Source organism: Prosthecobacter sp. (assembly GCF_044378005.1).
GTDB lineage: Bacteria > Verrucomicrobiota > Verrucomicrobiia > Verrucomicrobiales > Verrucomicrobiaceae > Prosthecobacter.
Window position 1 is genome coordinate 1 of record NZ_JBILYB010000157.1, and the last position, 13,699, is coordinate 13,699.

The 13,699-nt window shown below is 61.4% G+C and carries 4 protein-coding genes; all 4 read right to left on the reverse strand.

Going from position 1 to position 13,699, the window contains the following annotated elements; genetic code table 11:
• Window positions 1-5,869: LamG-like jellyroll fold domain-containing protein (locus tag AC6FTP_RS21975; protein WP_497209056.1), on the reverse strand; the 5,869-nt coding region annotated here is incomplete at its 3' end.
• Between the two features lie 502 nt (window positions 5,870-6,371).
• On the reverse strand, window positions 6,372-11,408 hold the full coding sequence (locus AC6FTP_RS21980) for a beta strand repeat-containing protein (RefSeq protein WP_497209057.1): 5,037 nt from the start codon (window positions 11,406-11,408) through the stop codon (window positions 6,372-6,374).
• Window positions 11,409-11,799: 391 nt separating this feature from the next.
• Window positions 11,800-12,300, reverse strand: coding sequence for an SHD1 domain-containing protein (locus tag AC6FTP_RS21985; protein ID WP_497209058.1), 501 nt, complete (start codon window positions 12,298-12,300; stop codon window positions 11,800-11,802).
• 157 nt (window positions 12,301-12,457) lie between these two features.
• A partial coding sequence (locus AC6FTP_RS21990) for a DUF7453 family protein (RefSeq protein WP_497209059.1) occupies window positions 12,458-13,699 on the reverse strand: 1,242 nt, incomplete at its 5' end.

Here is a 13,699-nt window from a genome sequence, read left to right on the forward strand (position 1 = left end):
CGGCGTTGCTGTTGCTGCTGATATTGAAGGTCAGCGCCTGCGTCACCGTGCTGTCACCATCGTTCATGGCGGTGGCCCAGCCTGCGGCGGTCTGCGCGCTGCTGGTGTTGTAAGGCAGGAGCTGATCCGCGCCCTTCACGAAGCTCGGCAGCTCGTTGACGTTGGTGATGGCGATGGTGAGGGCTTCCTCGGTGAACAAACCACCTGCGTCGGTGGCACGCACGCGGACGCTGTAGCTGGGCTTCGTCTCGAAGTCGAACACGGCGTTGCTGCGCACCTGGGTGCCGTCGATGGTGAAGCTGGCGTTGTCCGAGTCGCCCGTGCCAGACACCAGGGAATAGGTGAGGGCGTCGCCCGAGTCTGGATCCAAACTGGCGAGTGTGCCTGCGGAGGTGCCGGCAGCGGCGTTCTCTGCCAAGCTCAAGCTTCCGGTAGGCAAGCCGGGGGAGACGGAGGATACCGCGGCGATCTCCGTGCTGTTTAGGGCGCGGTTGTAGAGCGCGAGGTCATCGATCTGGCCTTGCAAGAAGAAGCCATCCGCGCGTGCACCGATGCGCACCGGATCAGAGTTGACCGTGGGCAACCCCGTCAGGGAGGTGGAACCGGCAGCGGCACCGTTGATGTAAAACTGCACACCTGTGCCCGCAGTAAACACCACAGCCACGTGTGCCCACTGATTGAGCGGCACAGCGGCATTGGAACTGGCGAGAAAGAAACCGGGCGACAAAAGCCCCAGGTCAATCAAGCCGGAACCGTGTGAGATGCGCACCTCGTAATTGCCAGGTAAGCCATTGGAAGTCTTGGTGACGAGCATGTAGTGATTGCTCCGGTTGGTCAGATACACCCAGCTTTCCACGGTGAAGCTGGAGCTGAAGCTCAAGCTAGCCGTGTGGGGCGCTTGGATGAACTGATTCGTGCCATTGAGGGAAAACGCTTGGCCCGAACGCCCCGTGGTGAAGCCAGCTCCGTTCTGCGCGGTGCCGTGGTTGAGGTTCGCACTGGAGTCGTTGGCGTTGCCATCGGCCTTCCACCAGGCTGCCAAGCCACTGGGCTTGCCGGCCACGCCGATGACTGTTGGCGCTTCATTCACATCCGTGACCGTGATGCTCAGCGCCTGTGAGTCGGTCAGGTTTGGAGAGCCATTGTCCGTGACCGTGACGGTGACGTCATAGACGTTGTTGCCGCCGGCATCAGCAGGTGCTTCAAAGTTCGGCGCGGTGGTGAAAGTGAGCACGCCGGTGCTGGGCACGATGGTGAACAAAGCGGCGTCAGTGCCGGACTTGCTGTAGGTCAGCGTCTGGCCTGCATCCACATCCGCGGCAGTCACGGTGGTCACGGCGGTGCCGTTTTCAACGATGCTGATGGAGCCCGTGGCCCCGCCGCCGTCACTGGTGATGAAGGGGGCGTCGTTCACAGGGGTAAAGTTGATCGTGGCACCCTGGCTAATGGTGTTGGTGCCGTCGGAAATGGCGATCGTTAGCGCCCGGGCGGTGTCGTTGTTCAACGCACCAAGGTAGGTGACCTTACCAGCCGTGGTGAAGTAGGCATTCAGGTCGGCCACGCTGCCCGTGAAGGTGCGTGCTGTGGCTGTGCCACCAACGACGATGCCTGTGCCGACATTGCCAATGAGGGTGCCGTCCGCCACAGACAGCGTTACGGTAAGGGAGGCGCTGTCATCGGCGAAAGGCGTTCCGGAGAAAAGCAGGTTGCCAGTCACGTCTTCAGTTAGAGCAAACGAGGAAGGCACGTTCGGTGTTATGATCGAAATCTGCAGCTTCCAGCCCGCGGTGCCCAAAGAGGCAAACGTCCAGTCTGGGTTACCTGTGGGTTGGTTGCCAAAGCCGGTTTCAGGATTGATTTGCCCATGGCTGTTCCAGGCGAAAACGGTCTGGGGAGGTCCTGATGAGAGGTTGTGAACCTGGAAGCTGCCATGGCCCACGTTCGTGCCGAACCCACCGTCATCAAAATCAAAGGTGCTACTACTGCCTCCAACGCCACCGGAGGCAGATTGATTGTAGTTGCTAGGCCAGATCTCCAACCGTCCAGTCTGAGCTGTTGCGTTGACGACGCCGGGGTAGTTCGAGTCCACGGTCATGTTCGTCACGTTACGCTGGATGGCGAGCGGGGTGATCTCATCTGGCACCTTCAAACCAGCCACGGTCAGTCCAGACCAGGCATCAAAGGTCGTTTCGGCATAACGCGGTGTGCCCGCCACGGTCAACTCCATGCGGTAGCGCACACGGCTGAAGGTGGCGCTGGCCAGAGCGGCGGCGTTGTTCACGGAGTAAACGATGTTGTTCGCCGAGCGCGTCGGGTTCACGGTTTCATAGGCAAGCTGGACTGAATCACCCGCTATGGTCGGTGATTCATTCACATCGGTGATTGTTACTGTGAGCGCCTCGGCAAAGGTGCCGCCATTGCCGTCATCGGCCTGCACGCGGACGCTGTAGCTGCTCTTCGTTTCAAAATCTGCTACTGGAGTGAGTTTCAAGTCACTGCCCACGATGGTGAAGCTGCCGTTGTCCGTGTCACCTGCGCCGCTGACGAGGCTGAAGGTGTGCGTCTGGCCCACATCCGCATCCGTGGCGGTGAGTGTGCCCACCGTGGCATTGGCGGCGTTGTTTTCCGCGATGGCGGAAGGCGTGAGTGTGATGTCCGTGGGGGCGGCGTTGAGGGGTGCCGCCGCGGCTGCCACGATGTTCATGCCCACATGGACGAAGGCCGTCGAGTTTGAGCTCCAGCTCATCGCGGTGGCTGGACCGGGTTTTGTGGAGATTTTGAAGTTGTTCGATCCTGCGCCGTAGCCACCCAATCGATCATCGAGGACAGTCTGAGATGCGCCGGGAGTGACGACGTGATTATGTAGCGGGTTGGTGTGGAAGGCATCGAACAAGTCAAAGAGCAAATCTCCCGCAGAGCTGGTCAGGCTGAGGCTGGAGCTGCCGGTAAAGCCCCCGACACCGGAGTCGGATGCGGCGGAATTCGTGACACTCACGGGAGCGGTCTGATGCACCCCGGTGAAAGTCGAACCGGTAATTAAATTGCCGCTGAATGGCGCGCCATTCGTCGCGATCACTATCGTCGATGCCGTGGACCCGCCGCTGGTGCCGAGCGTCAGGGTCCAGATGCTGTCCACCCGCGTGCCATCGGTCCGCAGCACACGCCGGGTCAGCGCCTGACCATTCCAAGTCACGGCAGAGACGTCTGTGGCCTCCTGACCACTGGCGGTCACCACCAGGAGGCGGTCGATGCCTGCCTGAACGGTGTAGGGAAAGTCCAAGACTCCGCCGAGGCTGGAGATGGTGATGCCGCTCTGGCTCACTCCTGCAGGTGGCGATCCGGGGATGCCCGCGCCTTGGATGGCAAAGGTGTAGGGGTTCTCATCCGCATCATCACTGGCGATGCTCACGGTGGCCGTGCGCAGGCCAGAGGTGCTGGGGTCAAAGGTGACGGTGAAGGTCGTGCTGGAGCCTGCATTCACCGTGGCTGGGAGGCTGATGCCGCCGACGGTGAAGTCTCCCCCTGCGGTGATGCCGGACACGTTCAGGGTAGCAGCGCCCGTGTTTTGCAGGGTGAAGGTGCGCACCACGGTGCCGCCGGTGACATAGTGGCTGGCGAAGTCCGTGTCATCCGTGGCACTAGGAAAGGTGTCACCGGTGGCGATCGGGGTGCCATTGCCACTCACGGCGATCTCCGGGTCGTTGCTGTCGAAGATGTACGCGGCACCAGCTTGGTCAGCGCTGTTGTCTGCCTGATTGCCACCCACGCCAGTGGCGGCGCTGTCCTCCAAGGTCGCACCGACGACGATGGTGGTGCCTGAGATGTCCAGGGCCGCCCCAAAGGCGTCTTCAACTCCCGTGTTGCTGGCCTTGAGATAGCTCTGCTGGCTCCACACCCCCGCGTTGCGGCTGAAGACATAGGCCGCACCGGCGCTTTCCATGCTGTCGTCCGCCTGATTGCCGCCTACCCCGGTGGCGCTGCTGTCTTCTCCTTGAGCCGCGACGACCAGCCTATCCCCCGAGATGGCCACGTTGAGTCCAAAGCTGTCCACGAAACCTGTATTGCTGCCTTTCAGGTAAGCCTGCTGGCTCCAGACTCCTGCGCTGCGGGTAAAGACATAAGCCGCGCCATTGTTGAAGCCGGTGTTGTCTGCCTGATTCCCACCCACTCCCGTGGCACTGCTATCTTCACGGTGTGCGCCGACGATCAGCGTGTCTCCTGAGACCGCCACAGATCGGGCAAATTGGTCGTCTGCCTCCGCGTTGCTAGCTTTTAGATAAGCCTGCTGGCTCCAGACACCTGCGCTGCGCGTGAAGACATACGCGGCACCTGCGCTAAGGGCGCTGTTATCCGCCTCATTTCCGCCCACTCCCGTGGCACTGCTCGATTCACCGTATGCGCCGACCACCACAGTATCTCCAGACACAGACACTGTGTAGGCAAAGAAATCTTCCGCATCGGTATTGCTGGCTTTCAGGTAGGCCTGCTGGCTCCAGACTCCTGCGCTGCGGGTGAAGACATAGGCGGCACCTGCGTTGCTGGCGCTGTTATCTGCCTGATTGCCGTTCACTCCGGTGGCATTGCTGGCTTCAAAGCGCGCACCCACGATCATGGTATCTCCTGACAGGTCCACCGCCGTGCCAAAGCCGTCACCGAATCCCGTATTGCTGGCTTTCACATACGCCTGCTGGCTCCACACCCCTGCACTCCGGGTGAAGACATAAACAGCACCTGAAAAGAAGGCGGAGTTGTCCGTCTGATTTCCGCCCACACCCGTGGCGTTGCTGCTCTCTCCGTTCGCGCCCACGACGATGGTGTCCCCAGAGATGGCCACAGCGTTTCCAAAGGAATCGTCGTTTCCCGTGTTGCTGGCTTTCAGGTAAGCCTGCTGTGTCCACACACCCGCAGTTCGGGTGAAGACATAGGCCGCGCCCGCTGCGATGGAGCTGTTGTCCGCCTGATTTCCATTCACTCCAGTGGCATTGCTGTCCTCGAAAGGCGCCCCGACGACCACCGTGTCTGCATCCACAGCGATGGCCCGAGCAAAGCTATCAAAGGTCTCCGTATTGCTCGCCTTCAGATAGGCCTGCTGGGCGATGGGGTCGATCGTGATGGGGTAGCGGGCACTGCGTTCGTCCACCAGGAGGCGGAAGCTCTGCGGCCCCGCTGGCTCAAAATGGGAAGGCAGCACCCTGCCATCCGCATCCCAGACCTTCAGGCCGGTGTAGTTCAGCACCGTGGTGCCGGAGGCGTCCTGGAACAGCACGCTGTCGGCGGCAACTTTCGGCTGGAGGCCACCACGGGTGGTGAGAGTAAAGCTCAGAAGAGGAGACTGGGAGACGGGGAGGCGGGAGACGGGACGCTCGGCGATGGTGAAGCCGTGCTCCAGGCCGCGCTGGTCATTGACGAACCACTCCTGGACGGCGGAATCCCACTGGTAGCTGAGGCGCTGGCCCTCAGCTTTCACCTCGGGCGTGCCCTTGACTCGTTGCTGACGCTCTCCGAAGCCGTAACTCTGGAGTTCCAGGCCCCACGTCCACCCGCCGCCCTGTGGCTGGGCGACAAAACCGCGCTGGTCAAAGGTGGTGGTCCACTGCTGCCCCGGATTGCGCGCCTGCCAGCCGCCCTCGACAGGCTGGAATGCGTGCCGCCCTGCCTCATACGCCGCGCGGATGCTCTGCCAGTCGGACTTGGCGAGACCCTCGGGCACTTGGTCTGGCGGGGTGGGTTGCTGGGGCTTACCCAGAGCAGGAAGCGTGGGCTCCGCCTGGTGGGTGGCTGTCAGCTCGGCCTGGAGCGGCAGGCTGAGGGTGATCAGGGCGGCGATAAGCCCCTGCAGGGCGGTCTTGGGAGTGGTGGATGCTTTCATCTTCGTCTCGGGAGTCTGACTTGATTTCATCTGCTATCACCTTCGGGCACAACAAAATACCTGATCAACACAATCAACTTGAGGTGATCACAGAAACTTGAGCCCCTTGGCAGATGACGGGCAGGAATGAAAGTGAAAAAGAGCAACAACCGCGGCATTTCCCACAATTGAGGCTCAGATCATCCCTCGGGGTAACGGGGCAGACCGAGCAGGGCCTACGGAATTAAAAAAGTGATAAACGTTCTCGACTCACTTCCTCATCCCTCCCGGCACCATCGGCCCGCAGACGGTGCGCATGACCGCCTTCATCAATGGCAGCCTGCGCAGTTACACCTACTCCGCCCAGATCACCTCCCGCGTGACGCGGGGTCGGGGAGGGGGGGATGACGAAGCCCGAATAACGAATGACGAAAGGGTGAGCCCTCCAGAGGGCACCCCCCTGAGCGACGAAGGGTACCCCCTTGAGTGCTGCCGGGTTGACAGACACATCCTCGATTCGCGCTTACGGCACCACGACCTTGGCATTCGCCTGGATGCCGCCGCTGAAGGTCAGCAGCAGGGTAAGCTGCCCATCGGCGAGGAAAGCCCGGCGGCCCAGGGCTCCGCCAGTAGTCGTGCCATTGAGCAGGGCGGTGATCGCTGTCACGGTTCGGTCCGTGCCGCCGACATTGATCACATCACCTTCACGCACGGCGAGCTTCACGACTCCACTCTCATTCACCACCCACAGGCCCGTGTCGTTGGCTGTCGTCACACCGCCGACTCCGGTCTTCATCGTGGCCTGGAACATCGGCTGTGCGGTGCCGGGCAGGGCGGCCTGGCTCAAGCGGAGGAAGTTGCTGCCGCTGACTCCGGGGGCTTCGCTGCCTTCCCGAGCGACGAGTTCGAGCCCGTTCGTGGCGTGCTGCGACCACAGGCCGACGTTGTTGACGTTTGTGACGACTCCTGTGCCACGCACTTCGCCTTTGACGAGGAATTCATAATCTCCGCCGCCGAGCACGAGGTCGCTGAAGTCGCTAAACACGAGGCCGCTGGTGCCGGGGGCTGCGTCGTTTTCACGCAGTTGCAGTGTCAGCACGCCAGGGGTGGTATCCACAAAGACACCGACGTTGTTCGTGGTGCTGACTCCGGCCAGCGTGTTGGTCAGCATCTGGCTGATGAAGCCGTAGTAGCTGCCCGTGTTGTCAAAGCCGGGGCTGCGGAAGCTGCCCCACTTCGCCAACGGAATGACCGCCGGAGCAGCATAGGTGTCGGCAAGCTGCTGGCTGGCTCCGTAGGTCGCGCCGAAGCCCGTGTCGCTGGTGCCATCGAAGCTGCCCACCACGACGCCGCTGGTGCCATCGGTGAAGGTGACGCCGAAGGTGACGAGGGACTCTCCCGTCGGCGCCACACTGAGTTCCTTGCCGTGGCCGGAGGAGGCATTGCTGGTCTCCAGGATGCTGAAGCTCTGCACGGTCTTGGTGGCTCCGTTGGCGCTGAGGCTCTGACCTTTGCGCACGAGGGGACGCAGGCCGGTGCTGGCGTCCCAACCGAAGAGCACAATGCTGTTGTCCACCAGCGTGCCGAGGAAGATCACCAGATCTCCACCGATGGAGAAGTTGCCGAGGGTCTTCAGATTGCTGCCCAGACCCACACTCGCGCCCACTTGGGCCACGAGCTTGATCACACCATCGCTGGCATTGCTGAACAGGCAGCGGCTGTTGACGTTCTTGGTGATGCCTGCGCCGCGCACTTCGGCCGTGAAGGCGATGTGGTCGGTCTCATTGATGACCGGAGGCGAGAAGCTGAAGTAGGTGACGCCGGGGAGGCTGGGAGCCGTTTGCGTGTCCGTGGCGATGAGGACCAGAGGCTGGCCAGACATCACGCCAGTGTGCAGGCTGGCGTCACTGTGGCGGATCTGCACCGCACTGGCGAGCACGCCGCTGGAGTTCAGCGCAGGCGAACCAATGAAGCTGTAAAGCGTGGAGCCGACCGGGCCGCCGAGCACGGCGCTGCCCGTGGTGCCCTGCACCGCGATGTCACCACCCACATTGACGACAGGCGAACTGCCTGGAGCGACGACGGAGCCCGTCACAGGGAAGTCAAAGGCGGCCTCGCTGAGGTCATCACTGTTGATGACGACATTGCCTGCATAGGTGGCTGGGGTGGCGCTTTCCATAGACACCTGGAAGCTGTAGGAGGTGCCGGGGGCCATTGTGACCGCGGCTCCGTTGGTGTTATAGCCAGCGGGCACCGTGATCGTGGTGATGTCCAGCGGCGCGTCCCCGGTGTTGCGGACGAGGAAGCTGCGGACGCTGGCCACATTTTGAGCGGTGCTACCGAAACTCACGACCATGACCTGACCATCGCTCAGCTCAGGAGCCAGGCTGTGGCTACCATCGTGGACGACGATCTCAGGAGCCAGACCGGTGCCGGTGACGGTGATATCGAAGGGGTTTTCATCCGCGTCATCATTGACGATGCTCATCACCGCCGAGCGCGCACCGGTGCCCAAAGGGCGGAAGCGAACGGTGAAAGTCGTGCTGCCGGGGCCGGGCACGGAGGAAAGGGCAGGAGCGGTGGAGACGATGAAGTCGCTGGGGTTAGCACCATCAAAGGTGATCGCACCGATGCTCAGAGCACCGGTGCCAGAGTTGCTGACCGTGAAGGTCTGGAAGAGATCCAGCCCGACTTCCGTGGTGCCGAAAGCCTGGCTGCCGGTATCCGGAATGTCCACCGCCAGCGAGTTCGCGATGCCTATCTCGGGAACCAGGCCCGTGCCAGTGAGCATGATGTCGAAGGGGTTCTCGTCCGTGTCATTGCTGGCGATCTTGATCACCCCGCTGCGTGCTCCGGTGCCGGAGGGGCTGAAGGTCACGGTGAAGGTCGTCGTGGCACCAGGGGCCAGCGTGGCGGCCAGCGGTGCGGTGAAGGTGAACTCAGTGGCGTTCGTGCTGGTGACGGCCAGACCCGTGAGGTCAGCCGTCGCGGAGCCGAGGTTCTGGATGGTGAAGGTCTGCGCGGCACTGCTGCTGCCCGTATTCACACTGCCGAAGTCGAAGGTGCCCACGTTGTCCGTGCGCTCGCCCGCAGGAGGTGCAATGCCATCGAAGACAGCGATCTCGGGGACGGGCGTGACGTAGGTGTAAAGATTCAAGCCGGTTCCGGTGCCGCCTGGGGTGGTGACGGCGACGTTCACGACGCCTGCCGCATGGGCTCCGGTGGTGGCGGTGATGCTCGTAGCGGTGATGGTGCCGATCGTCGCCGCCGTGCCGCCGATGGTCACGGCGGTGGCTCCGGTGAAGTTTGTGCCGGTGATGGTCACGCCAGTGCCTCCCGCAGTGCTGCCAGTGGCGGGGGAGACACTGCTGAGGGTAGGCGAGGGGGCGGCACGCGTGACCGTCAGCGTGTAGGTTGTTGTAAAGGACGTGTCCTCTGCAGTGACTGTCACCGTGGTGATGTTTGAGCCAACATTGAGGGAAATCAATCCGCTGGGACTGCCGGACGACACCGAAGCCGTATTGACGGTCACGGTCGCACTAGTTTGGGTGACAGTCGGGGTGACTGTAAGGGCGGTGGTGGTGTTCGGCACCAGCATGGCGTAGCTCGTGGTGTCGCTCGCAAAGGTCGGCGTAAAGGCACCCGTGCTTGTGGTAAGGCTGGAGAGCGTGGCGACACTCGAACGACGAGTGATCGTCGTGGTATAGGTCGTTGTCGTGGTGCCGTCCTGGGCCGTGACTCTGACGTCCACCGTGTTTGAGCCGATAACTAGCGCTAGAGCGCTGCTCGGGCTCCCAGAGGTGAGCGCACTGTAGCCACCACCATTGACCTGGACGGCCAGCGTGGCATTCGCCTCCGCCCTTGTCGCAGTCACCGTGACGCTGCTGGTCGCGTTCGGAACACTGGCGGTGTAGCTGTTGGTGCCAGAGGAGAAGGCGGGCGTGAGCGTGCCTTCGCTCAGACTCAGAGCGGAGAGAGTAGCATTGCCGGAAGGTGCAGCGAGGGTCACAGCATAATCCTCGACCTCGCCGGAGGCCGTGGCGCTAGCGGGGGTGTTACATTCACCTGCGTTAGTGCTGACGCGAAAACGAGCCATCGACTGTCCAAGGACGGCACCGGAGGGCACACTAACAGAGAGATTCACGGTCCCGGCAGTAACAGCCTGATCATTCGCGATCTGCTCGCCAGCATCGTTGAAATCACCGTCGGCATTCCAGTCGATCCATCCGTTCAAACGGCCAGACGCGTTCTGGATGCTCACTGGAATGGTTTGCGTCAGTCCGCGATAGAGCGATGCCGGAATGGTCACCCCATTTTCGTCGTCAGTGCCGTTAACATCATCGCCTGTAGCAGTCGAGTTGTTGAGCGCCGATGAGTCAGCATCCACGGAATCTCCCAGCCTGATACCGCTAATCGCGTGTGTCGCCTCACCATAAGAGGTCGGAGCATCACTGGTATCCGCATTGTCAGACTCCAACAGGAAAGAAGCATTGGTGCCACCATAGATGAGTGTGGCCGCGGCACCCGCCATCTGCAGGGTGTAAAGTGAGCTGGGAGTCGCACCCCCATTGCGAAAGTAAGCTCCAGCGGTTAATCCATTTGGCTCATTATTGATGTTGCCGTTGGAATTGTCGTATTGCCCGTTAGCGTTCGTGATCGATACCGTGGCAAGGCCTACGTGTCCGGTTGGTGTAACAAAGCCTTCCGTGCTCGAGTTGGCACCCAGAACGAGCTTTCCGTCGGCCGCTTCATCTGGGGCCTGACCAGCATCGTAGGCAGCCGGCGCCAGAGAGGCGTTGCCAGGAGTGCCAGTTGTTACTTGTGCTGTGGCCGTTCCATTGCGCACCACGGCTGTGACGGCCTGCTCCACATTCTGAAAAACGGAGGCCACGATGAACGCATCGTCACCGGCATTGCTGGGATTCACCACGTCAGGCAGCGTGATCGCGACGGTGCCCGAGGCTGCGCTCCCGAGCAGCGTCTTGATCTCGTTCTCGAACAGAACAATGTGAAAGCTACCCACGCTGAAAAAGGCAGTACCGGATGGCGAGCCCGATGGAGAGGTGCTGATGTTGATGAACCGGGTGTCACCGCTCGGCGTGCCTCCGATGACCAGGGCGTTCTTCTTGTCAACCGTGCCCGAGGCCCCTACGACACGCGCCGTGATCTGGTTGTTTGATGTCGTTGCGGGTGGCGTGCCAATCCGGGTCTCTGGGTAATTGTCGCCGAGGCCAGTGCCTGCGGTATTACCAGAGACACCATATCCCGCCGTGACATCCGCTGGTGAGATATGGTCACGCTCGAAGCCGGCCCAAATGAAGAGAACGCGGTTCTTGCCCGCAGGGATGTTGAAACTCGCAATGGATGGTGTGCCACTGGCTCCCGCGCCGGATGCCGATGCCGTCTGCGTATTGAGGTGCTGAACCTCCGCTGCCTGTGCCTCCAACGAGAGAAACATGACGCCAAGCATTGCAATTAAGACGCGATGCCGCGACGCAATTAGCAGGTTCATTTTGACGTAGGCAAAGGCTGCCGTGAAGAAGTAACGAACCGTTTTCATAGAACAGAGCATTCACGACTTTGAAAAGACAGGTGAAACCGGAGATTGGATTGCTGAGAATAAAAGTTCATATTTAAATCTGGTGCTAAGACGGTCACTCGCAGGCTGTGTCGAGTGGGTAGTAAAGCGGCGTGAAAGGAGTTAGGTGAAGCGTGCTTCAGTTGGGCTGTTGACCATCCTCAACTTCGAATTCAACAGCAAGATTGACAGCACCATGTATGACAGAATTGGAGTAACCCACGCGCCACTAGCGGGCTGTCTCGCCTTCGTCGTCGGCAGGTTTGGGATGGGATTTTCTGACAGATGGGGACCGTCTTGGCTTACGATGGAGTTCATAGTTTGATGGCGGATTCTGGGTAGCAGCAGCCCGGGACGGTGGGAAAGGTGACGGTCACGCTGCCGCCGGTGCGTGTGACGCTGGTGATCGCGAATAGGCTGCTGTGATCGAGAGGGTTTGTGCCAGCGGAGGCTTCGTCTTGGTTGCTGGTGCCGTCGCTGTCCTGATCGTCTGTGGCGTCGTGCGCATCAGCATGGCTCGTCCAGGTAAAGGTGCCCTGCGTGCCGACCTGATGATATGCGGCATTCGGTGTGCTGGGGTGACATCGACGATTTTGCGATACTGCACGAGCTCGCCATCGCTCGTGATGGAGTTACTGGTGCCGCCGCGGAGGCTGACGAAGACGCCATTGCTGGCGGGTGTAGGCGGACTGCGAATCCACGCCTGATCCTCCGCCGAAAGGCTGGCGAGCGGCACAGCGGACTGCCTGCCGTCCGCGAGCATCAGCCTCACCTGCCCCGCACTGACTCCGCCAAACTCAGCCTGGATCGTCTTCCCGGCGCTGTTCGTCCAGGTGCGTGACTCCGCCTGGACCTGGGCTACCCCCCAGGACAAGCCAGAGCCACGGCGAAATCCGCTTCACGCCCTAGGCTAAGAAGCATTCGTGCCGGTAAGCAAGGATGATTTCTCTCACCTCCCGGTAGCGACAAAAAAGCCAGAGGCTCACGCCTCTGGCTTTGAGTTTGAGAAGTCAGATTGATCCGCTCCGCGCTTACGGCACGACGACTTTCGCATTCGCCTGGATGCCGCCGCTGAAGGTCAGCAGCAGGGTCATCTGGCCGTCTTCGAGGAACACTCGGCGGCCCAGGGCTCCACCGGTGGTGGTGCCATTCAGCAGCGCGGTGATCGCGGTCACGACCCGTGGGGTACCGTTCACGCTGAGGGTATCACCCTCACGCACGGCCAGCTTCACGGCTCCGCTTTCGTTGATCACCCACAGGCCCGTGTCATTCGCTGTGGTCACTCCACCGACTCCGGTGGTCATGGTGGCCTGGAACAGTGGCTGCGCAGTGCCAGGTAGGGCGATTTGATTCAGCCTCAAAAAGGTGCTGCCAGTGACTCCAGGGGCTTCGCTGCCTTCTCTCGCCACAAGTTCGAGGCCGTTCACAGCGTGCTGTGCCCACAGGCCGACGTTGTTAACGTTGACGGTGACTCCTGCACCACGCAGTTCGCCTTTGACGAGGAACTCGTAGTCCCCGCCGCCGAGCACAAGGTCGCTGAAGTCGCTGAACACGACTCCCGCCGTGGTGCCTGGAGCGGCGTCGTTTTCGCGCAGTTGGAGCGTGAGCAAGCCGGGCGCGGTATCGACAAAGATACCGACGTTGTTCGTGCTGCTGACTCCCGCCAGCGTGTTGGTCAGCATCTGGCTGATGAAGCCGTAGTAGCTGCCCGTGTTGTCAAAGCCGGGGCTGCGGAAGCTACCCCACTTCGCCAGCGGAATGACACCCGGCGCGGTGGCGTAGGTGTCCGCGAGCTGCTGGCTGGTGCCGTAAGTGGCACCGAAGCCGGTGTCACTCGTGCCATCGAAGCTACCCACGACCACGCCGCTGGTGCCGTCGGTGAAGGTCACGCTGATGGTGACAAGGGACTCGCCGGTGGGGGCCACACTGATGTCTTTACCATGACCGGAGGAGGCATTGCTGGTCTCCAGGATGCTGAAGCTCTTCACGGCCTTCGTGGCTCCGTTGGCAGTCAGGCTCTGGCCCGTGCGCACCAGCGCGCGCAGGCCACCATTGGCATCCCAGCCGAAGAGCACGCTGCGTTTATCCACCAGGGTGCCGAGGAAGATGACGAGGTCGCCACTGATGGAGAAGTTGCCGAGGGTCTTCAGGTTGCTGCCCAGACCCACATCCGTGCCGTTTCTGGCGATGAGCTTGAGCGTGCCATCGCTGGCATTGCTGAACAGGCAGCGGCTGTTGACGTTGGCGGTGATGCCCGCGCCGCGCACTTCACC

What these genes read in the sequence shown, in the direction of transcription:
- AC6FTP_RS21980 (WP_497209057.1), bottom strand. Translation starts at nt 11,408, where the DNA reads ATGAAAACGGTTCGTTACTTCTTCACGGCAGCCTTTGCCTACGTCAAA.